This is a genomic window from Microbacterium sp. S1037 (assembly GCF_048381605.1).
Taxonomy (GTDB): Bacteria; Actinomycetota; Actinomycetes; order Actinomycetales; family Microbacteriaceae; genus Microbacterium; species Microbacterium testaceum_B.
The window spans coordinates 871,580-893,724 of the sequence record NZ_JBLWIG010000002.1 but is presented as its reverse complement, the minus strand read 5'-3'; the positions used below and the strand labels follow the sequence as shown (position 1 = coordinate 893,724).

The window sequence follows — 22,145 nt, the reverse complement described above, 5'->3', positions numbered from 1 at the left end:
GTCATTCGCCCTCGACGAGCAGCCGCACACGTTCGCGGAGTTCGCGAGGCCGGAACGGCTTCGTGAGATAGTCGTCTGCGCCGGCGTCGCGGCCCGCCCGCTCCTCGGTCTCGTCGGCTCGGGCGCTCACCATGAGAATGCGCGTGTTACTGAAGCCACGGATGCGCCGTGCCGTCTCGAACCCGTCGATACCCGGCATGCTGACGTCGAGGGTCGTCACCGCGGGGTCATGACGAGCGACCAGCTCGATGCCGTCCAAGCCGCTGGACGCCGCGTGCACCACGTACCCCGCCTGCTCGAGGACAGCGACGACCAGCGACCGGATATCGGCATCATCTTCGATGACGACCGCGAGCATCGAGTTCGGCATGATCGGACTTCCGCGGGGTGGATCGAGAAAGCCACTGCGCGGCTCCCCTCGAAATGCTAGACCACCGTTCGTGCTCGGCGGGTGTGTGGCATCCTCGACAGGTGCCCCTCCTCGCTCTCACCGGCGGCATCGCGTCGGGAAAGTCCACCGTCGCCGCCATGCTCCGAGACCGCGGCGCCGTCGTCGTGGATGCCGACGCGATCGTGCGCGACGTGCAGGCTCCGGGGTCGCCCGTTCTCGCGGCGATCGTCGACGAGTTCGGCTCCGACGTCCTCTCGGCCGACGGACAGCTCGACCGGCCTGCTCTGGGGTCGCTCGTGTTCGGTCATCCCGAGCGCCTCGCGGCGCTGAACGCCCTCGTCCACCCTGCTGTCCGACGCGAGTCGGAGCGGAGGTTCCGCGACGCTCTGGCGGCGGATTCTGCGGCGGTCGTCGTCTACGACGTCCCGCTGCTCGCGGAAGCGCGCGGCGGCGACTTGTGGGACCTGGTGGTCGTGACGCACGCGCCGGAGGAGCTGCGCGTCCGACGTCTCGTCGAGAATCGCGGGCTCAGCGAGGACGATGCCCGGGCGAGGATCAGGTCTCAGGTATCCGATGAGGATCGACTCGCGCTCGCGGATGTCGTGATCGATACGACCGCGGATATCGCGGACACCCGGCGTCAGGTCGACGACCTCTGGCAGAGGATCGCCCCCTCTCACTGACGGCGTTCGTGGTGGGCGAACGCAAGCCGACCCCGATGTCGGAGGCCCCGCCTACGCTGGAATCATGCAGGCCACGCGATCCGTTCGTCCTTTCGAGGTCATCAGCGAGTACAGCCCGTCCGGTGACCAGCCGCAGGCGATCGCCGACCTCGCCGCGCGCATCAACGCCGGCGAGACCGACGTCGTGCTCCTCGGCGCCACCGGTACCGGCAAGTCCGCCACGACGGCCTGGCTGGTGGAACAGGTCCAGCGTCCGACACTGGTCCTGGCGCACAACAAGACCCTGGCAGCGCAGTTGGCGAACGAGTTCCGCGAGCTTCTGCCCAACAACGCCGTGGAGTACTTCGTCTCGTACTACGACTACTACCAGCCCGAGGCGTACGTTCCCCAGACCGATACGTTCATCGAAAAGGACTCGTCGATCAACGCCGAGGTCGAGCGCCTTCGTCACTCGACGACGAACTCGCTCCTGTCGCGCCGCGACGTGGTGGTCGTGTCGACGGTGTCGTGCATCTACGGCCTGGGCGCGCCCGAAGAGTATCTGCGCGCGATGGTGGCTCTGCAGGTGGGGGAGCGCTACGACCGTGACGCGCTCATCCGCAAGTTCATCTCGATGCAGTACAACCGCAACGACGTCGATTTCTCGCGAGGCAACTTCCGCGTGCGTGGCGACACGATCGAGATCATCCCGGTGTACGAGGAGTACGCCATCCGTATCGAGATGTTCGGTGATGAGATCGAGGCGCTCTATACGCTGCACCCGCTGACGGGCGATGTCATCGAGAAGATGGATTCCGTGCCGATCTTCCCCGCGTCGCACTACGTGGCCGGTACCGAGACGGTTCAGCGCGCGATCGGCACCATCGAGCATGAGCTGGAAGAGCGTCTGAAAGAGTTCGAGTCGCGGGGCAAGCTGCTGGAGGCGCAGCGACTGCGCATGCGCACGACCTTCGACCTCGAGATGCTGCAGCAGCTCGGCTTCTGCTCCGGCATCGAGAACTACTCGCGGCACATGGACGGCCGCGTGGCGGGCGAGCCGCCGCACACGCTGCTCGACTTCTTCCCCGACGACTTCCTGCTCGTGATCGATGAGTCCCACGTGACCGTTCCCCAAATCGGTGCCATGTACGAGGGTGACGCGTCCCGTAAGCGCACTCTGGTCGAGCACGGTTTCCGACTCCCGAGCGCAATGGACAACCGGCCTCTTCGCTGGGATGAGTTCAAAGAGCGCGTCGGGCAGACCGTCTACCTCTCGGCGACGCCGGGGCGTTACGAGATGGGCATCGCCGACGGTGTGGTCGAGCAGATCATTCGACCGACCGGCCTCGTCGACCCCGAGATCATCGTCAAGCCGTCGAAGGGACAGATCGACGATCTCCTCGAAGAAATCCGTGTCCGGGTCGAACGAGACGAGCGCATCCTCGTCACGACATTGACGAAGAAGATGGCCGAGGAGCTCACGGACTTCCTCGGGGAGCACGGCGTGCGCGTCCGATATCTGCATTCGGATGTCGACACGCTGCGACGCGTAGAACTGCTCACCGAGCTGCGCGCCGGTGTGTACGACGTGCTCGTCGGCATCAACCTCCTCCGCGAGGGTCTCGACCTGCCCGAGGTCTCTCTCGTCGCGATTCTCGACGCAGACAAGGAGGGGTTCCTGCGCAGCGGAACGTCGCTCATCCAGACCATCGGGCGCGCGGCCCGTAACGTGTCGGGTGAGGTGCACATGTACGCCGACAAGATCACCGATTCGATGCGGAACGCGATCGACGAGACCGAGCGCCGCCGCGAGAAGCAGATCGCCTACAACAAAGAGCACGGGATCGATCCCCAGCCTCTGCGGAAGAAGATCGCGGATATCACCGAGGTCTTGAACCGTGAGGCGACCGACACCAAGAAGCTCCTGTCGCGCAACGACAAGGGAGCCAAGGGCAAGTCGCCGACGCCCCAGCTCCGACGCACGGGTATCGCCGCCGAAGGCGCGGATCAGCTCGAGTCCACGATCGCCGACCTGACGCAGCAGATGCTCGCCGCCGCCGCCGAGTTGAAGTTCGAGCTCGCCGGGCGGCTGCGTGACGAGGTGCAGGATCTCAAGAAGGAGCTCCGAGCGATGGAGCGGGCAGGACACGCCTGATCGGCGGACCGCGATGCAGCAGCGTATGACGCTCGTGACGCTCGGCGTCGGAGACCTCGACCGGGCGATCGCCTTTTACTCGCGTCTCGGGTGGATGCCACATCCGACGTCCGTCGAGGGCGAGGTGGCGTTCTTCGATCTCGGAGGGATGGTGCTCGCCCTGTGGGACCGACAGAAGCTCGCCGCAGACTCCGGCGTTCCGGACGGCGGCGGGTGGGGAGGCGTGACACTCGCGCACAACGTCCGTGACAGCGGAGAGGTCGACGCGATCGTCGACTCCGCGGTCGCGGCCGGTGCCACGCTCGCCCGGGCGGGAGCGGCCACACCCTGGGGCGGGTATTCCGGGGTCTTCGTCGACCCGGACGGCCACCCGTGGGAGATCGCGGTCAACCCCGGTTGGCCGCTCGATGAGGACGGTCGTCCGCAGCTCTGACCGGCGGTGCTCCGCGGTGACCGGGGGTCAGGGCTGCATCGGCCCGCCCATCCTCAGGGGCAGTGGAGGAGGGGTTTCGGACCGGTCCGATCGACCGAATGCTCCGCCATGGCGTGTCCGCAGAGCGGGCACGGGCGTCCGGTGCGGACGGGCTCCGGGTCGGTGTCGTAGGGACCGACCGATGCCGGGCCCGCGACGCGGATCAGCCGGGAGTTGAGGTACTGGTACCAGCCGCCGGCTTCGCGCACGCGGTCGCGCAGCGGCGGCCGATCGGCATCCCTTCGTGTCATGATTATTAGTGTACTAACTATTTTTAGAGGGGGCGCATGGACGATCTGCTCAAACTGGAGAACCAGGTGTGCTTCGCGCTGGTCACGGCGGCGCGCAACGTGGTGTCGATCTATCGCCCGGTGCTCGAGCCTCTGGGGCTGACGCATCCCCAGTACCTCGTGATGCTGGCGCTCTGGGAGGAGGCGCCGCGATCGCTCGGCACCCTGGCTACGGAACTGGCGATGGAGCCGGCCACCCTGTCGCCGTTGGTGAAGCGCCTGGAAGCGCAAGGGCGGGTGGTGCGCACCCGCCGCGCGGACGACGAGCGGATGCTCGACATCGCCCTCACCGAAGAGGGGGCCGCGCTCCGCGCCGCGGCGCTCGAGGTGCCCGGAAAGATCATGGCTCGCGTCGGCGTCGACGAGAGCGCGCTCGTCGCGCTGCGGGACGGCCTCGCTCCCTTTGCGGCTCGACCGCGCGACTGACAACCCTTCCGCGCAGGGCGAGCAAGGCGAGAACCTTCGCACATCCGTGCGCCCCGGGCGAACCCGGGACCGATGTCGGAGGCCCGACCTAGACTTAACAGGTGCCCATCGTTCCCGTCGTTCCCGCCCCGTCCTCGGCCCCTTCCGGCTCCAGCGGAAAGCTCAGCGTCCGTGGCGCTCGCGTCCACAACCTGAAGGACGTCGACCTCGACATCCCCCGCGATTCGCTCGTCGTCTTCACCGGCCTCTCGGGTTCGGGCAAGTCCAGCCTCGCGTTCGACACGATCTTCGCAGAGGGCCAGCGTCGCTATGTCGAGTCGCTGAGCGCGTACGCGCGCCAGTTCCTCGGACAGGTCGATCGCCCCGACGTCGACTTCATCGAAGGGCTCAGCCCCGCGGTCTCAATCGACCAGAAGTCGACCAACCGCAACCCGCGATCGACGGTCGGCACGATCACCGAGATCCACGACTACATGCGCCTCCTGTGGGCGCGCATCGGTGTGCCGCACTGTCCCGAATGCGGCGCGCGGATCCAGCGGCAGACCGTTCAGCAGATCGCCGACCAACTCATGGAGCTGCCCGAGCGCACTCGCTATCAGATCGTCGCGCCCGTCGTGACGCAGAAGAAGGGCGAGTTCGTCGACCTGTTCAAGGAGCTGAGCGCGAAGGGCTACGCGCGCGCCGTGGTCGATGGCGAACTCGTGCAGCTCTCCGAGCCGCCCACGCTGAAGAAGAGCTACAAGCACGACATCGCCGTGGTGGTCGACCGACTGGTGGCATCCGGAGACAATCTGAGCCGTGTGACCGACTCGGTCGAGACGGCCATGGGTCTTGCCGGCGGCATCATGCAGGTGAACTTCGTCGACGAAGAGGGCGACGACGCCTGGCAGTCGTTCTCCGAGAAGCTCGCCTGCCCGAACGGCCACCCCCTGCAGCTCACCGAGATCGAGCCCCGCACCTTCTCGTTCAACGCCCCGTTCGGCGCGTGCCCCGTGTGCTCGGGCCTCGGCACGCGCATGTCGGTCGACGTCGACCTGATGCTCGGCGACGAGGAACTGTCGATCCGCGATGGGGCGATCCTCCCGTGGACCACGCAGGGCAAGGGCCTCTTCCAGTACTACGAACGGTTGCTCGAGGGCCTCGCCCGCGACCTGAAGTTCTCGCTCGATACCCCGTGGAAAGACCTCTCGCACGACGTGCAGCAAGCCGTGCTGCGCGGAGAGAACTACAAGGTCACGGTCAAGTGGAAGAACCGCTACGGCCGCGAGATGCGCTACTCGTCCGGCTTCGAGGGCGTCGTCCCCTACATCGAGCGTCAGTACCTCCAGGCCGAGTCCGACGCGCAGCGCCAGCGGTGGTCGGAATACCTTCGCGAGGTGCCGTGTGCCGTGTGCGATGGCGACCGTCTGAAGCCCGAAGTGCTCGCGGTGCTCGTCGACAACACGTCGATCGCGGCAGCGTCGCGGATGAGCCTTGCCGATGCGCGGGAGTTCTTCTCGAAGCTCACCCTCACCGACCGCGAGGCGACGATCGCGGCGGCGGTCCTCCGCGAGATCCGCGCGCGCCTCGACTTCCTCCTGCAGGTGGGCCTGAACTACCTCAGCCTGGGTCGGGCGGCGGGAACGCTGTCGGGTGGGGAGGCGCAGCGCATCCGGCTCGCGACCCAGATCGGGTCCGGCTTGACCGGTGTGCTGTACGTGCTCGACGAGCCGTCGATCGGTCTGCATCAGCGCGACAACCGTCGCCTCATCCAGACGCTCGAGACGCTCCGCGACCTGGGCAACACCCTCATCGTCGTCGAGCACGACGAAGAGACCATCCACGCGGCCGACTGGGTCGTCGACATCGGCCCCCGCGCGGGCGTCGACGGGGGAAACGTCGTGCATTCAGGGCCGCTCGCCGAGCTGCTGGACGACGAACGGTCCCTTACCGGCGCGTATCTCTCGGGGCGCCGCGCGATCGAAGCGCCGAAGAAGCGGCGCAAGATCGACAAGAAGCGTCAGGTCACCGTCGTGGGTGCCCGCGAGAACAACCTGCAGAACGTCACGGTCGACTTCCCCCTGGGGGTGCTGACGTCGGTGACCGGCGTGAGCGGTTCCGGCAAGTCGACGCTGGTGAACGGCATCCTGTACGAGGTCCTCGCCTCGAAACTCAACGGTGCGCGTCGTGTGCCCGGCAAGCACACCCGAGTCACGGGCCTCGACAACCTCGACAAGGTCGTCCACGTCGACCAGGCGCCGATCGGTCGCACCCCGCGCTCGAACCCGGCCACCTATACGGGGGTGTTCGACCGTATCCGGAGCCTGTTCGCCGAGACGCCCGAGGCGAAGGTGCGCGGCTATCAGGCCGGGCGCTTCAGCTTCAACGTCAAGGGCGGTCGCTGCGAGGCCTGCTCGGGTGACGGCACGCTGAAGATCGAGATGAACTTCCTGCCCGACGTGTACGTCGACTGCGAGGTCTGCCACGGCAAGCGGTACAACCGCGACACCCTCTCGGTGCACTACAAGGGCAAGAACATCGCCGAGGTGCTCGAGATGCCGATCTCGGAGGCCGCTGAGTTCTTCGAGCCCATCCAGGCGATCCACCGCTATCTCAAGACCCTCGTCGACGTCGGCCTGGGGTACGTACGTCTGGGACAGTCGGCGACGACGCTGTCGGGCGGCGAGGCGCAGCGCGTCAAGCTCGCCACCGAGCTCCAGCGCCGCAGCAACGGCCGGTCGATCTACGTGCTCGACGAGCCGACGACGGGCCTGCACTTCGAAGACGTCTCGCTTCTGCTGAAGGTGCTCAACGGTCTTGTCGACAAGGGCAACACCGTGATCGTCATCGAGCACAACCTCGACGTCATCAAGAGCTCGGACTGGGTCATCGACCTCGGTCCCGAGGGCGGTGCCGGCGGCGGCACGATCGTCGCGACCGGCACGCCCGAGCAGGTGGCCAAGGTCGAGGCGAGCCACACGGGGGCCTTCCTCGCCGAGCTCCTCGAGACCGGGCGCACGGGTGCGCAGCGCAACACCGCGGCGTCGGCCGACCTCGCTCGAGAGCCTGAGCTGGCCGGCCAGGGGGTCTGAGCCGTGGCATCCCGAGAACGGGTGTCGCACCTGCCGTACCGGCCGAAGCCCGGCGAGATCCCCACGAACCCGGGGGTGTACCGTTTTCGCGACGCCGAGGGGAGAGTGCTCTACGTCGGTAAGGCCAAGAACCTCCGGGCTCGCCTGTCGAACTACTTCGCCCCCCTGCATTCGCTTCACGAGCGCACGCGCCGCATGGTCACCACCGCGGCGAGCGTGGAGTGGACGGTCGTCCCGAGCGACGTCGACTCACTGCAGCTCGAGTACATGTGGATCAAGGAGTTCGATCCGCCGTTCAACGTCAGGTACAAGGACGACAAGTCGTACCCCTACATGGCGATCACCCTCGCCGATGAGGCCCCCCGCGTCATCGTGACACGAAATCACAAGATCCGCGGCGCCAAGTACTTCGGGCCGTACCCGAAGGTGTGGGCGGTCCACGACACGATCGACCTGATGATCAAGGTCTTCCCGATCCGCACATGCAGCGACTCGTCGTACAAGAAGGCGATGCAGTCGGGGCGTCCGTGCTTCCCCGGGCAGATCGGCCGTTGCGGCGGGCCCTGCTCGATGAAGGTGACGATCGAGGAGCACCGTGCGATCGTCGACGACTTCGTCGCGTTCATGTCGGGCGGTGATCAGCGCTTCGCGAAGCAGCTGACCGCCCGCATGAAAGAGGCGTCCGCGGCGATGGACTATGAGTCGGCCGCCCTTTACCGCGACCGCCTGCAGGCGATCGAGGCCGTGCTCGGCAAGAGTGCCCTCGTGCTGGCGTCCGACACCGACGCCGACCTGTTCGGCATCGCCGAGGACGAGCTCGCGGCGACCGTGCAGCACTTCGTCGTCCGGGGCGGCCGCGTGCGCGGTGTTCGAGCGACGACGATCGAGAAAGAGATCGACATCACGGGCGCCGACCTCGTCGACCAGGTGCTGCAGCGCACCTACGGAGACGCGGATGCCACGGACATCCCGCGCCAGGTCCTGGTACCCGAGTTGCCCGACGACGCCGATCAACTCGAGGCCTGGCTGCGGGAGCGACGAGGTCGCCCCGTCACTCTGCAAGTGGCCCAACGGGGTCGGAAGGCCGACCTCCTGAAGACCGCGACGCTGAACGCGCAGCAGGCTCTCATGCTGCACAAGACGCGCCGCACGAGCGATTACGTGGCCCGCTCGCAGGCGCTCACCGACCTCCAGGAGGCGCTCGGGCTCACCGAGGCACCGCTGCGCATCGAGTGCTTCGACGTCTCGCACCTCTCGGGCACGAATGTCGTGGCATCCATGGTCGTGTTCGAAGACGGCTTGCCGCGGAAGGACCAGTACCGGTCGTTCGGGGTTGCCGAGACGACGGACGACACCGACTCGATGTACCAAGTGCTGACCCGACGGCTCGCCTACCTCGACCGGCCCGATGAGGACGAGCCCGAGACGATCGGGGGCGCGATCGTGGCAGCTCCCGATTCCGCGGAGGCGACGGCCGACGGCGAGGTCGTGACGGCGCGAAAGCGGCCGCGATTCGCCTATCGACCTCAGCTGCTGGTGGTCGACGGCGGGCAGCCGCAGGTCGCGGCCGCCGCGCGGGCCCTGGCGGATGCCGGACACGAAGAGATCGCGCTGTGCGGCATCGCCAAGCGCCTCGAGGAGGTGTGGTTGCCGGGGGAGGAGTACCCGGTCATCCTGCCGCGCACCTCGGAGGCGCTGTATCTGCTCCAGCGCCTGCGCGATGAGGCCCACCGGTTCGCCATCGTCCACCAGCGCAAACGTCGTAAGCGCGACATCACCAGTGTGCTGGCCGAGGTCCCCGGTCTCGGCGACACCCGGATCAAGGCCCTGCTGCGTCACTTCGGCTCGGTCACGGCCCTCAAGAACGCCACGCCCGACGAGATCACGGCGCTGCCCGGCATCGGCCCGGCTCTGGCCGAGGCGATCCACGCGCACCTGTCTCGATAGGCTGGACACGACGACAGGAGGCGACCGCGATGGAACCGGGGCGCGACGAACCAGGGGACGTGCTGATCGTCACGGGCATGTCGGGAGCCGGTCGTTCGACCGTGGCCAACGCCCTCGAAGACCTCGACTGGTACGTCGTCGACAACCTCCCCCCGCAGATGCTCCGCCCTCTGCTCGAACTCGCGGAACTGGCGGGTGGCGCCGTGCCGAGGGTCGCGGTGGTGGTCGACGTCCGCGGGCGCACGCTGTTCAGCGACCTGCCCGAAGCGCTGCGGTCGTTGCAGGCCGGTCGGCAAGTGCGGCTGGTGTTCCTCGACGCCTCCGATGCGGTGCTCGTCCGGCGGTTCGAAGCCGTCCGCCGTCCGCACCCGCTGCAGGGGGAGGGGACGATCCTCGACGGCATCCGCCGCGAACGCGACCGCCTCGCCCCGGTGCGGGAAGCGGCCGACATCGTCATCGACACGTCGATGTTCAACGTCCACCAGCTGTCTCTGCGCGCGGTGCAACTCTTCGGCGAAGAGGGAGCGGCGCGGCACACGGTGACGCTGATGAGCTTCGGTTTCAAGTACGGGCTGCCGCCCGACGTTGATCTGGTCGCGGACATGAGGTTCCTGCCGAACCCGTTCTGGAACGAGGAGCTGCGCCCGCTCACGGGAGAAGATCCCGCCGTGCGGGCGAACGTCCTGGGGCAGGAGGGAGCCACGGAATTCCTCGAGGCGTACGCGGCGGCGCTGCGCCCCGTGCTCGAGGGATACCAGCGCGAGAACAAGCGCCACTCGGTCGTGGCCATCGGGTGCACGGGTGGGAAGCACCGGTCGGTGGTCATGTCCCGTGAGCTCGCTGAGCGTTTGGAGGAGATCCCGGGGGTGGCCGTTCGCGTGGCTCACCGCGACCTCGGCCGCGAGTAGGCTGTACCCTCGTCCCCCGCCCCCCACCCCCCCCGAACTGAGGAGTACCGTGCCCCTGACCGCCGACGTGAAGGCCGAGCTCATCACCGTACGCGACCCGCGCCCCACCGCGCGCGTCGCGGAGCTCACGGCCATCCTGCGCTTCTCCGGCGGACTGCACTCCATCGCCAATCGTGTCGCGGTGGAGGCCGAGCTCGACTCCGACGTTCTCGCCCGCCGCGTCGCCCGCGACCTCGTCGAGCTGTACGGCGTCCGTCCCGAACTTCACCACGTGCAGGGATCCGGCGGACGCACCGGCGGGTACTACGCGGTGCGCGTCATCGAAGCGGGGGAGACGCTCGCGCGCCAGACCGGTCTCCTCGACCAGCGCCGTCGCCCTGTCCGCGGGCTCCCGAACAAACTCACCACGGGATCGCGCCCCGATCTGAGCGCGATCTGGCGGGGTGCTTTCCTCGCGAGCGGCTCGCTGAGCGATCCCGGACGCTCCGCCGCACTCGAGATCTCATGCCCCTCATCCGAGGCCGCGATGGCGCTCGTCGGTGCGGGTCACCGCATCGGCATCCCCGCGAAGGCCCGCGAGGTGCGCGGCGTCCCGCGCGTCGTCGTCCGCGACGGCGAGGCGATTCGCGGTGCGCTCTACGAGATGGGCGCTCGTCGCACGGCGGGGGAGTGGGATCAGATGCGCCAGCGCCGCGAGGTGCGTGCGGGCGTCAACCGTCTCGTGAACTTCGACGACGCGAACCTCCGTCGCTCCGCGCAGGCCGCGGTCGCCGCCTGCGCCCGCGTCGAGCGCGCTCTCGAGATCCTCGGTGACGAGGTGCCCGAGCACCTCCAGCAGGCGGGCGAGCTCCGTCTCGCTCACCGCGACGCGAGCCTCGACGAGCTGGGTCACCACGCCGACCCGCCCCTGACGAAGGACGCCGTCGCGGGCCGCATCCGCCGTCTGCTGGCCATGGCCGACAAGAAGGCCGAAGTCGAGGGCATTCCCGGCACGGAAGCCGCGGTCCCCGTCGGCATCGAGGGCTGAGCGCGCCTCAGGTTCTCGCGGCACGGAGGGCGTCAGATGCCATACCTCCGGCATCCGTCTTCATCGCTGGCGTGACGTGCGACGCGCCCGGGCGACCTATCTTCCGTCATGTGGGGAAGCAACCCCGTGGGCGCGGCGTTACCCGTCAGTAGGATGAAAACGTCACCCTCGCTGCACGTCGTTTCTTGCGTTGAGGCCTCTGTGCGGCGACCGATCCGGAAGTAGAGACCATGGCGAAGTACACACTGCCCGAACTCCCCTACGACTACGCCGCGCTGGAGCCGCACATCAGTGCGACCATCATGGAGCTGCATTACAGCAAGCACCACCAGACGTACGTGAACGGCGCGAACGCCACCCTCGACCTGCTCGCGGAAGCGCGTGAGAAGGGCGACTTCGCCAACATCAACCGTCTGCAGAAGGACCTCGCCTTCAACCTCGGCGGCCACACGAACCACTCGATCTTCTGGACGAACCTCTCGCCCAACGGCGGCGACAAGCCGACCGGCGACCTCGAGGCCGCGATCGACGACCAGTTCGGATCGTTCGACGCGTTCCGTGCGCAGTTCACGGCCGCCGCCCTCGGCGTGCAGGGCTCGGGCTGGGCGGGTCTGTTCTGGGACTCGATCGGCCAGAACCTGCTCATCCAGCAGTTCTTCGACCAGCAGGGCCAGATCGTCGCCGGCACCGTGCCCCTGCTGCTGCTCGACGTCTGGGAGCACGCCTACTACCTCGACTACAAGAACGTCCGCGCCGACTACGTGAAGGCGTTCTGGAACATCGCGAACTGGGCCGACGCCCAGGAGCGCTTCGCCGCTGCCCGTGAGAAGACCACGGGTCTGCTGGTACTGTCGTAAACGGTGCGGGCGTCCCGGTGGGACACCCCACCGGGACGCCGTTGTCCGCTAGCGAACACCGCAATCACGCGCTTCTCGCGCACAACTGATTCAGGAGATATTCCGTGACCGTCAAGATCGGAATCAACGGCTTCGGCCGTATCGGACGCAACTACCTCCGCGCGGCTCTCGCGCAGGGTGCCGACCTCGAAATCGTGGCGGTGAACGACCTCACCGACAACAAGACCCTCGCGCACCTCCTCAAGTACGACTCCGTGGGCGGCGTTCTCGCCGAGGACGTCTCGTACACCGAAGACTCCATCACCGTCGGCGACAAGACCATCAAGGTCTTCGAAGAGCGCGACCCCGCCAACCTCCCCTGGGGCGAGCTCGGTGTCGACATCGTCATCGAGTCGACCGGTCGCTTCACCAAGGCGGAAGACGCCAAGAAGCACGTCGCCGGTGGCGCCAAGAAGGTCCTCATCTCGGCTCCGGCCACGGGTGACGACGCCACGATCGTCATGGGTGTGAACGAAGAGACATACAACCCCGAGACCGACGTCATCATCTCGAACGCGTCGTGCACCACGAACTGCCTCGCCCCGCTGGCGAAGGTGTTCAACGACGCCTTCGGCATCGAGCGCGGCTTCATGATGACCGCTCACGCGTACACCGCCGACCAGAACCTGCAGGACGGTCCGCACAGCGACCTCCGTCGTGCCCGCGGCGCCGCGATCAACATCGTCCCCGCCTCGACCGGTGCGGCCAAGGCCATCGGCCTGGTGCTCCCCGAGCTCAACGGCAAGCTCAGCGGCTCGTCGTATCGCGTTCCGGTTCCCACCGGCTCGATCGTCGACCTCACCATCGTCACGCCCACCGAGGGTCTGACCGTCGACCAGGTCAACGAGGTCTACAAGCAGGCCGCTGCCGAGGGTCGCCTGAACGGCATCCTGCAGTACACCGAGGACCCGATCGTCTCGAGCGACATCCAGGGCAACCCGCACTCGTCGATCTTCGACGCGGAGCTGACCAACGTCAGCGGCAACCTCGTCAAGGTGTCGTCGTGGTACGACAACGAGTGGGGCTACTCGAACCGCCTCGTCGACCTCACCGAGTACGTCGCCGAGCGCCTGTAACCCTTCATGGCTCTGCGCACCCTCGATTCGCTGGGGTCGCTCGCCGGCACGCGCGTCATCGTCCGTTGTGACCTGAACGTTCCTCTCAAGGACGGCGTCATCACGGACGATGGCCGCGTGCGGGCGTCGCTGCCGACTCTCAACGCACTGATCAACGCCGGCGCGCGTGTGGTCGTGTGCTCGCACCTGGGCCGTCCCGACGGCGCGCCCGACCCGAAGTACTCGCTCGAGCCGGTCGCGCAGCGCCTCTCCGAGCTGCTCGGCCAGCCCGTCGCGTTCGCACGCGACACGGTCGGTGAGTCGGCACAGGAGGCCGTGGCCGCCCTGGAGGACGGCGAGGTCGCCGTCATCGAGAACCTCCGCTTCAACGCGGGGGAGACCTCGAAGGACGAGACCGAACGCCAGGCGTTCGCCCGGGAGCTCGCCCGTCTCGGCGACGCCCTCGTGTCGGACGGCTTCGGCGTCGTGCACCGCAAGCAGGCGAGCGTCTACGACCTCGCCCAGATCGTGCCGTCCGCCGCGGGCCTTCTCATCCAGAAGGAGCTCGAGGTCCTCGACCGCCTGACCGAGAACCCGGAGCGTCCGTACACGGTCGTCCTCGGTGGCTCGAAGGTCAGCGACAAGCTCGGCGTGATCGAGCACCTGCTCCCGCGCGTCGACAAGCTTCTCGTCGGCGGCGGGATGATGTTCACCTTCCTCGTCGCCGAGGGGCACAAGGTCGGTTCGAGCCTGCTCGAGCAGGACCAGATCGACACCGTGAAGGGCTACCTCGCCACGGCGCGGGAGCGCGGCGTCGAGATCGTGCTTCCGGTCGATGCCGTCGTCGCAGCGTCGTTCTCTGCGGACGCCGAGCACGTCGTGGCCGATGCCGACAAGCTGGAGGACACACCCTTCGGCGCGTCCGGCCTGGGCCTCGACATCGGTCCCCGCACGGCGGAGCTGTTCGCCGACGCGATCCGCGGATCCCGCACCGTCTTCTGGAACGGCCCGATGGGCGTGTTCGAGATGAAGGCGTTCGAAGCCGGCACCAAGACCGTCGCGCAGGCGCTCACCGAGGTCGACGGCCTCAGCGTCGTCGGCGGCGGAGACTCCGCGGCTGCCGTGCGTCAGCTCGGCTTCGCGGACGACCAGTTCGGTCACATCTCCACCGGTGGCGGTGCCAGCCTGGAATTCCTCGAAGGTAAGAAGCTCCCCGGACTGGAGGTCCTCGGATGGGTGTGACCAGAACCCCCCTCATCGCCGGCAACTGGAAGATGAACCTCGACCACCTGCAGGCGGTCGCGTTCGTCCAGAAGCTGCACTGGACGCTGAAGGAAGCCAAGCACGAGAACGACAGCGTCGAGGTGGCGGTCTTCCCGCCGTTCACCGACCTGCGGACCGTGCAGACCCTTCTGGATGCCGACAAGATCGAGTTCGCTCTCGGCGGTCAGGATCTGTCCGCCCACGACTCCGGTGCGTACACCGGTGAGATCTCGGGCCAGTTCCTGGCCAAGCTGAACGCGCGCTACGTGATCATCGGTCACTCGGAGCGCCGCCAGTTCCACAACGAGACCGACGAGGTCGTCGCGGCCAAGACCCAGGCGGCTCTCCGTCACGGTCTCGTCCCGGTGATCTGCGTGGGCGAGACGTCGGAGGACCTCGAGAAGTTCGGCGCGAGCGCCGTGCCCGTGGGGCAGCTCGAGGTCGCGCTCGAGGGCGTGGCATCCGGTGCCGACATCGTCGTGGCGTACGAGCCGGTCTGGGCCATCGGCTCGGGTCAGGCGGCAACGCCCGACCAGGCGCAGGAGGTCTGCGCGAAGTTGCGGGCCGTCGTCGCCGACAAGCTCGGAGCCGACGCGGCCGCGCGCACGCGCGTGCTCTACGGCGGCTCGGTCAAGTCGAACAACATCGCCGCGTTCATGCGCGAGCCCGATGTGGACGGCGCCCTGGTGGGTGGCGCGAGCCTCGTCGTCGACGAGTTCGCGGCGATCATCCGCTACCAGAAGCACGTCGGGGTCTGACTCCGAACCGGATGCCCGCGGCGCTTCGTCGCGGGCATCCGTGTGCTCGCCCCGCCTCCCCGTATACTTGACGCTTGTGCGGCCGACCAGGTCGCTCGCGAAAGGCTTTCGACAGTGCAGATTCTCGAGTTCGTCCTGCAGGTGCTTCTGGGTGTCACCAGTCTCCTGCTGACCCTCCTCATCCTGCTCCACAAGGGGCGCGGCGGCGGTCTGTCCGACATGTTCGGCGGCGGCATGAGTTCCGCGCTCGGCTCTTCGGGCCTGGCAGAGCGCAACCTCAACCGTTTCACGATCGTGCTCGCGCTGGTGTGGTTCGTCACCATCGTCGGTCTCGGTCTGCTGACCAAGTTCGCGGAGATCTGACATGGCTACTGGCGGCAACGCGATTCGCGGCTCCCGGGTGGGCGCCGGCCCCATGGGCGAGCAGGACCACGGCTTCCACGCCGATCGTGTCGCTGTCTCGTACTGGGACGCGCTCGGCAATGAGACGGTCCGCTACTTCGCCGCCGGGATCCCCGACGACGAGATCCCCGAGACCATCGACTCGCCGCACTCCGGCCTCCCCGCCGGCCGCGACAAGAACAACCCTCCGGCTCTGGCGAAGTCCGAGCCCTACAAGACGCACCTCGCGTATGTGAAGGAACGCCGCACCGACGAGGAAGCGGCGTCGCTCCTCGACGACGCGCTGCAGCAGCTGCGCGAGCGCCGCGGTCAGTAACGCCTGCGCCACCGTTCGCCGTAACGAGAAGAGACCGAATGCCATCGGCATCCGGTCTCTTCTCGTTTGCGGGTCTCAGTACTCGCGGTCGATGAGCTGCGGGGGAACCTGATCGGCGGCCGACTCGTCGACGAAGAACGCGGTGCGACGACGACCCTTGGCTCCCGCGGCGGGAACGCTCTGGTAGCTCGCACCGGCGAGGGCGAGACCGAGCGCGGCGGCCTTGTCGGCTCCGGCGATGACCATCCACACGCGCTTCGACGAGTTGATGACCGGTCGCGTGAGGGACACGCGGTCGCTCGGGGGCTTGGGGGAGTCCCGCACGGGGACCGTTGCGCGATCGGTCACCGAGATCTCGGAGCGGTCGGGGAAGAGCGACGCGATGTGCGCGTCCGGCCCCACACCGAGGAAGCAGATGTCGAACGACGGCCACGGACCCGTCTCGCTGCGGTCGGAGGGCGCGAACTGCGCGAGCTCGTCCGCGTACGCGATGGCGGCGGCATCCAGGTCGAGACCCTCGTCCGACGACGCGACGGCGTGGATGTTCGCGGCGGGGATGTCGAGCCCGTCGAGGAACGCCTCGCGCGCCTGCTTCTCGTTGCGGTCGTCGGAGTCGCGCGGCACGAAGCGCTCGTCACCGAACCAGAAGTGAACGAGCGACCAGTCGATCTCGGCGATGCGGGGGTCGCGCGCGGCGGTGCGCAGGACCGCGCCGCCCATCGTTCCGCCCGTGAGGCACACGTGCATGCGCTTCCCCTCGGCGACACGCTTGACGATGCGGTTCACGAACCGCGTCGCGACGTACTCGGCCAGGGTGTCGGGGTCGCGCTTGATGATGACGCGCTTCGACGCACCGTTCTCGCTCATGCGTCGCTCCGCTCGTCCGCGGTGCGCAGAAGGTGCGCGCACTCGGTGATGACGCGGCCGTAGAGTACGTCGGGGTCGAGGCGACGAAGCTCCTCGGCGAGGCACTCGCGCAGCGTCCGGCGGGGGAACGCGAGGTCGTGCGTGGGCTGTCCCGGCTGGGTCAGCACCGCGACCGCAGGCTCGGGCCGTTCGAGGAGGGTGTCGCCGCTCTCACGGGTCAGGCGCACCGACTTGATGCCGGTGGCCCACTCATCCGGCGACAGGTAGGTGTAGTCGACGGGCGCTTCCAGCTTGAGGCCGAGCCACGCGGCGAGCAGGGCCGTCGACGGGGAGTCCGTCGCGCCCTTGACCTCAATGGCCGTGACCGGCTCGTACGGCGGCTGATCGAGGACCGCCGCGAGCTGCTCGCGCCAGCGCGTAAGGCGCGTCCAGGCGAAATCGGTGTCTCCGGGGGCGTAATGCTCGCCCAAGCGGGCGACCCACGCGGCCGGGTCCTCCTGAGAGGACGCGTCCGTGATGCGGCGCTGAGCGATCCGGCCGATCGCCGACTTCGAGGGGTTCTCGGGCGCGTCGGCCGGCCACCAGGCGACCACGGGCGCATCCGGGAGGAGGAGCCCCGTGACCAGGCTCTCGGCGTTGGAGCCCGCGGCGCCGTGGGCGCGCAGCACCACGACCTCGCTCGCCCCGGCGTCCCCGCCGACGCGGATCTGGGCGTCCAGACGGGGAGCCTCGTCTTCGTCGCCGAAGAGCACGGCGATGACGCGCATCGGGTGCTCGCGCGAGGCGTCGTTCGCGGCCTCGATGACCTCTTCCTCGGCGCCGTGGTGCGTGACGATGATAAGGGTCAGGACGCGACCGAGAGCGACGGCTCCGCCTTCTTCGCGGACGCTGACGAGCTTCTTCGAGATCGCGCTGACGGTGGTGTCGGGCAGGTCGATGATCACGGGCGCCTCCAGGTGCGGCCGTCGCGGGCGAGGAGCTCGTCGGCGGATGCCGGGCCCCACGATCCGGGCGAATACTGTTCCAGCGGACCGCCCTGGGCGGCCCAGAACTCCTCGATCGGGTCGAGGATCTTCCAGCTGAGCTCGACCTCCTCGTGGCGGGGGAAGAGCGGCGGGTCACCCAGAAGGACGTCGAGGATGAGTCGCTCGTACGCTTCGGGGCTCGCCTCGGTGAAGGCGTGGCCGTAGCCGAAGTCCATCGTGACGTCGCGCACCTGGGTGCCGTCGCCGGGGACCTTGGAGCCGAACCGGATCGTGACGCCCTCGTCGGGCTGGACGCGGATGACGAGCGCGTTCTGCCCCAGCTCCTGCGTCTGGCTGCGCGAGAACAGCTGTTGCGGCGCGCGCTTGAAGACGACGGCGACCTCGGTGACGCGGCGGCCGAGACGCTTCCCGCTTCGGACGTAGAACGGCACGCCCGACCAACGGCGGGTGTTGATCTCGAGCTTGATCGCGGCGTACGTCTCGGTCACGGACTCGGGGTTCATCCCGTCTTCCTCGAGGAAGCCGAGAACCTCTTCGCCGCCCTGCCAGCCACCCGCGTACTGGCCGCGAGCGGTCGCCTCGGCGAGGTTCTCCGGGAGGCGGACGGCGGCGAGCACCTTCTCCTTCTCGGCACGCAGGTCGGCGGCGTTGAAGCTGATGGGCTCCTCCATCGCCGTGAGGGCGAGCAGCTGCAGGAGGTGGTTCTGGATGACGTCGCGAGCGGCGCCGATCCCGTCGTAATAGCCGGCACGCCCACCCACGCCGATGTCTTCGGCCATGGTGATCTGCACGTGATCGACGTAGTTGCGGTTCCAGATGGGCTCGTAGAGCTCGTTCGCGAAGCGCAGCGCGAGGATGTTCTGGACCGTCTCCTTGCCGAGGTAGTGGTCGATCCGGAAGATCGAGTCCGCCGGGAAAGCGCTCTCGACGACTTCGTTCAGCGCGCGTGCCGAGGCGAGGTCGTGGCCGAAGGGCTTCTCGATGACGACACGTCGCCACCCGCTCGTCTTGTCGGCGTCTCCGCCGACGAGGCCCGAGGCCTTGAGCTGTGTGGTGACGAGCGGGAACGCCTTCGGGGGGATCGACAGGTAGTAGGCGTGGTTGCCCATCGTCCCGCGCTCCACGTCGAGACGATCGACCGTCTCACGCAGACGCTGGAAGGCCGCCGGGTCGTCGAACTCGCCCTGGACGAACCGGATGCCCTCGAGGAGCTCCTTCCAGGTCTCTTCGCGGAACTCGGTGCGGGCATACTGCTTGACCGACTCGTAGACGACTTTCGCGAAGTCCTGGTCTTCCCAGTCCCGGCGCGCGAAGCCCACGAGAGCGAAGCCGGGCGGCAGAAGCCCGCGGTTGGCGAGGTCGTAGACCGCCGGCATGAGCTTCTTGCGCGACAGGTCTCCTGTCACGCCGAAGATGACGAGTGCGCTGGGGCCGGCGATCCGGCTCAGCCGGCGATCCTCAGGATCGCGAAGGGGGTTATGGCCCGGGGTGATCTCTACGACCATGCTCTACTGTGCCGCCTCGAAGAGTGAAAGAACGTCGATCTGCGGGTCGGTCAGCGTCAGCGTGACGACGGGGCGGCCGTGGCCCTCCGCCAGCACGCTCGCGTCACCCGCAGCCTGTGCCTGGATGAGCTCACTGAACGTGAACGGGCGCCCCGGGATCTCGAGGTCGACGTCGGTGCGTTCGGTGATCTGGAGGAAGACGCCGTTGGCCGGCCCTCCCTTGTGGTACTGCCCCGTCGAGTGCAGGAATCGCGGCCCCCACCCGAAGGTCGCGGGGCGTCCCGCATCGGCGGCGACCAGTTCGCGCAGTCCGTGGAGCTGCGGAACGTCGAGCCGGTTCACGTACGCCTGGATGCTGACATAGCCGTCGGCGGGAACCGTGGCCCACAGCGCCTCGAGGACGCCCGCGACGGTTCCGCTCACGGCCAACGCGGGGTCGGAGACGCGCACCTCGACACCGTCGACGACGAACGCCGGGGGAGTGGGTGCGGGTCGCGCATCGAGCAGACCGCGCGTGGCGACCTTCGCCGACTCGACGTCGGGTTGATCGAACGGGTCGATGCCGAGCATGCGGCCGGCGATCGCCGTCGCGTACTCCCACACGACGAACTGCGCACCGAGCGAACCGCTGACGAGGATCTCGCCGTGGTGATGCTCGAACAGGTGCAGCTTGTGGGCGTCGTCGACGAAGCGCGCGACCTGCAGGTCTTCGGGAGTCGACTCGACCTCGGGAGACACCGGGAGCAGCACGACCGGAAGGATGCCGGTTCCCTGCTTGCCGGTGGATTCGGCGATCAGCTGCTCGATCCAGTCCGGCAGGCCGGGGAGGTGAGCGTCGTCCATCACGAGGCCGAGCTTGTCGCGGCGGTGCTCGCCGCCGCCCGCGATCGCCGCGGCCAGCAGGAGCGCCGGGTTCTCGGGGGAGTCGATCGCGACCTCGAGGAGGGTGGCATCCGCCTCGTTCAGGAGATCTTCGATGTCGACGCCGGCGAGACCCGCCGGGACCAGACCGAAGGCCGTGAGGGCCGAATAGCGACCGCCCACCGTGGGGTCTGCCGTGAAGACACGGTAGCCGTCGGCACGAGCGGCCTCTTCGAGCGGGGAGCCGGGGTCGGTGACCACGACGATGCGCTCGGCGGGGTCGATGCCGAGGTCGCGGTAGGCGGCCTCGAATGCCCGCTTGGCGGAGTCGGTCTCGATCGTTGACCCCGACTTGCTCGAGACCACGAGGAGCGTCTGCGCGAGCCCTCCCGCCTCAGCGTCGCCGTCGATCGCGGCGAGCACCTGTCCGGGGGCGGTCGAGTCGAGGATCACCAGCGGGACGCCGGCGGACTGGGCGATGACCTCCGGCGCAAGCGACGAACCGCCCATGCCGGCCAGCACGACGCGGGTCACGCCCTGCGCGACGAACTCGTCGCGCAGGGCGGTGATCTCGGGGACGAGCGGGCGCGAGACGGAGACCGCCTGCACCCATCCGAGTCGGCGAGAGGCCTCGTCCTCGGCAGCCGGGCCCCACAGGCTCGCGTCGCCGGCGGTGATGCCGGATGCCACGAGCGACCCGACCAAGCCGGGGAGCTCGGCGTCGACGACCGACTTGACGTGGCCGGTGACCTTGACCTCGAACGTCACTGCGCGGCCTGGGCGCTTCCGGCGTCGAGAGCGGTCTTCACCGTGTCCTGCAGCTCGTGCCAGGAGGCGATGAACTTCTCGACGCCCTCGTCCTCGAGCGTCTGCGTCGCATCGGCGACGTCGACGCCCACGGCCGCGAGACGGTCGAAGACCTCGTGCGCCTCGGCGTACGCGCCGGTGACCGTGTCGCCGGTGATGACGCCGTGGTCGAAGGTCGCCTCGAGCGTCTTCTCCGGCATCGTGTTGACGGTGCCGGGAGCGACCAGCTCGGTCACGTAGAGCGTGTCGGGCAGCGCCGGGTCCTTGACGCCGGTCGACGCCCACAGCGGGCGCTGGACGGTGGCGCCGGCAGCCAGGAGAGCCTTCGCGCGGTCCTCGGCGAACTTCTTCTCGTAGAGCTCGTACGCGAGGCGGGCATTGGCGATGCCGGCCTTGCCCTTGAGCGCCGCGGCCTCGTCGGTACCGATCGCAGCGAGACGCTTGTCGATCTCGGTGTCGACACGCGAGACGAAGAACGACGCGACCGACTGCAGGGTCGAGATGTCGTGACCGGCGGCCTGCGCCTTCTCGACGCCGGCGAGGTAGGCGTCGATGACCTCGGCGTACCGCTCGAGGCTGAAGATCAGCGTGACGTTGACCGAGATGCCGGCACCGATGACCTCGGTGATGGCCGGCAGGCCCGCCTTGGTCGCGGGGATCTTGATGAGGACGTTCTTCCGGTCGACCCGGGCCGAGAGGTCTTTCGCCTGGGCGATGGTGCCCTCGGTGTCGTGCGCGAGATCGGGTGAGACCTCGATCGACACGCGGCCGTCGACACCGTCGGTGGCCTCGAAGACCGGCAGGAAGATGTCGCACGCGTCGCGCACGTCGTCGGTGGTGATCGAGAAGATCGCCTCGTCGACGCCGGCGCCGGCGGCGGCGAGCTCCTTGACCTGACCTTCGTACGCCTCGCCCTTGGACAGGGCCCCGGCGAAGATCGTCGGGTTGGTGGTCACGCCGACGACGTTGCGGGACTGGATGAGTTCGGCGAGGTTGCCGGACTGGATGCGCTGACGCGAGAGGTCGTCGAGCCAGATGCTGACGCCCGCGGCGGACAGGTCTTCGGTGGGAGTGCTCATT

Annotated in this window: 21 protein-coding genes; 14 read left to right on the top strand and 7 right to left on the bottom strand. The window is 68.1% G+C overall.

What is annotated here, in order from left to right; translation table 11 throughout:
- Nucleotide 1: 1 nt before the first annotated feature.
- On the bottom strand, nucleotides 2-370 hold the full coding sequence (locus tag ACMW4R_RS15000; protein WP_058596840.1) for a response regulator transcription factor: 369 nt from the start codon (nucleotides 368-370) through the stop codon (nucleotides 2-4).
- 101 nt (nucleotides 371-471) lie between these two features.
- Between ACMW4R_RS15000 and coaE the strand changes: the two genes are divergently transcribed.
- The 3 genes from coaE (at nucleotide 472) to ACMW4R_RS14985 (ending at nucleotide 3,641) form a co-directional block, all read left to right on the top strand.
- Nucleotides 472-1,074, top strand: coding sequence for a dephospho-CoA kinase (coaE, locus tag ACMW4R_RS14995; protein ID WP_058596841.1), 603 nt, complete (start codon nucleotides 472-474; stop codon nucleotides 1,072-1,074).
- Between the two features lie 64 nt (nucleotides 1,075-1,138).
- Nucleotides 1,139-3,208 (top strand): excinuclease ABC subunit UvrB, encoded by a 2,070-nt coding sequence (gene uvrB / locus ACMW4R_RS14990; RefSeq protein ID WP_418300259.1) that lies wholly within the window; start codon nucleotides 1,139-1,141, stop codon nucleotides 3,206-3,208.
- 13 nt (nucleotides 3,209-3,221) lie between these two features.
- Nucleotides 3,222-3,641, top strand: coding sequence for a VOC family protein (locus ACMW4R_RS14985; protein ID WP_058596843.1), 420 nt, complete (start codon nucleotides 3,222-3,224; stop codon nucleotides 3,639-3,641).
- 53 nt (nucleotides 3,642-3,694) lie between these two features.
- Here ACMW4R_RS14985 and ACMW4R_RS14980 read toward each other — a convergent pair whose 3' ends face one another.
- A complete protein-coding gene (locus tag ACMW4R_RS14980) occupies nucleotides 3,695-3,931 on the bottom strand; it encodes a hypothetical protein (protein WP_058596844.1) in 237 nt (78 codons plus the stop codon).
- 36 nt (nucleotides 3,932-3,967) lie between these two features.
- Here ACMW4R_RS14980 and ACMW4R_RS14975 point away from each other — a divergent pair, with 36 nt between their 5' ends.
- From ACMW4R_RS14975 to ACMW4R_RS14925, 11 genes are all read left to right on the top strand, one after another.
- Complete coding sequence (locus tag ACMW4R_RS14975) at nucleotides 3,968-4,396, top strand: MarR family winged helix-turn-helix transcriptional regulator (RefSeq protein WP_058596845.1); 429 nt, start codon at nucleotides 3,968-3,970, stop codon at nucleotides 4,394-4,396.
- Nucleotides 4,397-4,497: 101 nt separating this feature from the next.
- Complete coding sequence (gene uvrA / locus ACMW4R_RS14970) at nucleotides 4,498-7,467, top strand: excinuclease ABC subunit UvrA (RefSeq protein ID WP_363338754.1); 2,970 nt, start codon at nucleotides 4,498-4,500, stop codon at nucleotides 7,465-7,467.
- Between the two features lie 3 nt (nucleotides 7,468-7,470).
- Nucleotides 7,471-9,414 carry an excinuclease ABC subunit UvrC gene (uvrC, locus tag ACMW4R_RS14965; protein WP_418300258.1) on the top strand — a complete coding sequence of 648 codons (1,944 nt, stop codon included), beginning with the start codon at nucleotides 7,471-7,473 and terminating at the stop codon, nucleotides 9,412-9,414.
- A gap of 29 nt (nucleotides 9,415-9,443) precedes the next feature.
- Nucleotides 9,444-10,322 (top strand): RNase adapter RapZ, encoded by an 879-nt coding sequence (rapZ, locus tag ACMW4R_RS14960; RefSeq protein ID WP_058596847.1) that lies wholly within the window; start codon nucleotides 9,444-9,446, stop codon nucleotides 10,320-10,322.
- A gap of 49 nt (nucleotides 10,323-10,371) precedes the next feature.
- Nucleotides 10,372-11,349, top strand: coding sequence for a DNA-binding protein WhiA (gene whiA, locus ACMW4R_RS14955; protein WP_058596649.1), 978 nt, complete (start codon nucleotides 10,372-10,374; stop codon nucleotides 11,347-11,349).
- A 230-nt stretch (nucleotides 11,350-11,579) separates the two neighbouring features.
- Complete coding sequence (locus tag ACMW4R_RS14950; protein WP_058596648.1) at nucleotides 11,580-12,206, top strand: superoxide dismutase; 627 nt, start codon at nucleotides 11,580-11,582, stop codon at nucleotides 12,204-12,206.
- Nucleotides 12,207-12,310: 104 nt separating this feature from the next.
- A complete protein-coding gene (gene gap, locus ACMW4R_RS14945; RefSeq protein ID WP_058596647.1) occupies nucleotides 12,311-13,321 on the top strand; it encodes a type I glyceraldehyde-3-phosphate dehydrogenase in 1,011 nt (336 codons plus the stop codon).
- Nucleotides 13,322-13,327: 6 nt separating this feature from the next.
- Nucleotides 13,328-14,542 (top strand): phosphoglycerate kinase, encoded by a 1,215-nt coding sequence (locus tag ACMW4R_RS14940; protein WP_058614718.1) that lies wholly within the window; start codon nucleotides 13,328-13,330, stop codon nucleotides 14,540-14,542.
- Nucleotides 14,533-15,321, top strand: coding sequence for a triose-phosphate isomerase (gene tpiA / locus ACMW4R_RS14935; RefSeq protein ID WP_058596645.1), 789 nt, complete (start codon nucleotides 14,533-14,535; stop codon nucleotides 15,319-15,321). Before ACMW4R_RS14940 ends, tpiA begins: the two co-directional genes overlap by 10 nt.
- A 114-nt stretch (nucleotides 15,322-15,435) precedes the next feature.
- Entirely contained in the window at nucleotides 15,436-15,684 is a 249-nt protein-coding gene (secG, locus tag ACMW4R_RS14930; RefSeq protein WP_013586744.1) for a preprotein translocase subunit SecG, read from the top strand.
- A gap of 1 nt (nucleotide 15,685) precedes the next feature.
- Nucleotides 15,686-16,039 (top strand): RNA polymerase-binding protein RbpA, encoded by a 354-nt coding sequence (locus tag ACMW4R_RS14925; protein WP_013586743.1) that lies wholly within the window; start codon nucleotides 15,686-15,688, stop codon nucleotides 16,037-16,039.
- Nucleotides 16,040-16,114: 75 nt separating this feature from the next.
- Here ACMW4R_RS14925 and pgl read toward each other — a convergent pair whose 3' ends face one another.
- The 5 genes from pgl to tal are packed head-to-tail and all read right to left on the bottom strand — an operon-like array spanning nucleotide 16,115 to nucleotide 22,144.
- Entirely contained in the window at nucleotides 16,115-16,906 is a 792-nt protein-coding gene (gene pgl, locus ACMW4R_RS14920; protein ID WP_058597853.1) for a 6-phosphogluconolactonase, read from the bottom strand.
- Entirely contained in the window at nucleotides 16,903-17,850 is a 948-nt protein-coding gene (locus ACMW4R_RS14915; RefSeq protein WP_058597854.1) for a glucose-6-phosphate dehydrogenase assembly protein OpcA, read from the bottom strand. Before ACMW4R_RS14915 ends, pgl begins: the two co-directional genes overlap by 4 nt.
- Complete coding sequence (gene zwf / locus ACMW4R_RS14910) at nucleotides 17,847-19,397, bottom strand: glucose-6-phosphate dehydrogenase (RefSeq protein WP_058597855.1); 1,551 nt, start codon at nucleotides 19,395-19,397, stop codon at nucleotides 17,847-17,849. Before zwf ends, ACMW4R_RS14915 begins: the two co-directional genes overlap by 4 nt.
- Nucleotides 19,398-19,400: 3 nt before the next feature.
- Complete coding sequence (locus ACMW4R_RS14905) at nucleotides 19,401-21,026, bottom strand: glucose-6-phosphate isomerase (protein WP_418300257.1); 1,626 nt, start codon at nucleotides 21,024-21,026, stop codon at nucleotides 19,401-19,403.
- On the bottom strand, nucleotides 21,023-22,144 hold the full coding sequence (gene tal, locus ACMW4R_RS14900) for a transaldolase (protein WP_363338766.1): 1,122 nt from the start codon (nucleotides 22,142-22,144) through the stop codon (nucleotides 21,023-21,025). Before tal ends, ACMW4R_RS14905 begins: the two co-directional genes overlap by 4 nt.
- Between the last annotated feature and the right edge of the window lies 1 nt (nucleotide 22,145).

Bases quoted from the DNA above. Each gene is read 5' to 3' on its own strand.
- ACMW4R_RS15000 (WP_058596840.1), bottom strand. From the start codon at position 370: ATGCCGAACTCGATGCTCGCGGTCGTCATCGAAGATGATGCCGATATC.
- uvrB (WP_418300259.1), top strand. From the start codon at position 1,139: ATGCAGGCCACGCGATCCGTTCGTCCTTTCGAGGTCATCAGCGAGTAC.
- ACMW4R_RS14985 (WP_058596843.1), top strand. From the start codon at position 3,222: ATGCAGCAGCGTATGACGCTCGTGACGCTCGGCGTCGGAGACCTCGAC.
- ACMW4R_RS14980 (WP_058596844.1), bottom strand. From the start codon at position 3,931: ATGACACGAAGGGATGCCGATCGGCCGCCGCTGCGCGACCGCGTGCGC.
- ACMW4R_RS14975 (WP_058596845.1), top strand. From the start codon at position 3,968: ATGGACGATCTGCTCAAACTGGAGAACCAGGTGTGCTTCGCGCTGGTC.
- rapZ (WP_058596847.1), top strand. From the start codon at position 9,444: ATGGAACCGGGGCGCGACGAACCAGGGGACGTGCTGATCGTCACGGGC.
- ACMW4R_RS14950 (WP_058596648.1), top strand. From the start codon at position 11,580: ATGGCGAAGTACACACTGCCCGAACTCCCCTACGACTACGCCGCGCTG.
- ACMW4R_RS14940 (WP_058614718.1), top strand. From the start codon at position 13,328: ATGGCTCTGCGCACCCTCGATTCGCTGGGGTCGCTCGCCGGCACGCGC.
- tpiA (WP_058596645.1), top strand. From the start codon at position 14,533: ATGGGTGTGACCAGAACCCCCCTCATCGCCGGCAACTGGAAGATGAAC.
- ACMW4R_RS14925 (WP_013586743.1), top strand. From the start codon at position 15,686: ATGGCTACTGGCGGCAACGCGATTCGCGGCTCCCGGGTGGGCGCCGGC.
- pgl (WP_058597853.1), bottom strand. From the start codon at position 16,906: ATGAGCGAGAACGGTGCGTCGAAGCGCGTCATCATCAAGCGCGACCCC.
- zwf (WP_058597855.1), bottom strand. From the start codon at position 19,397: ATGGTCGTAGAGATCACCCCGGGCCATAACCCCCTTCGCGATCCTGAG.
- tal (WP_363338766.1), bottom strand. From the start codon at position 22,144: ATGAGCACTCCCACCGAAGACCTGTCCGCCGCGGGCGTCAGCATCTGG.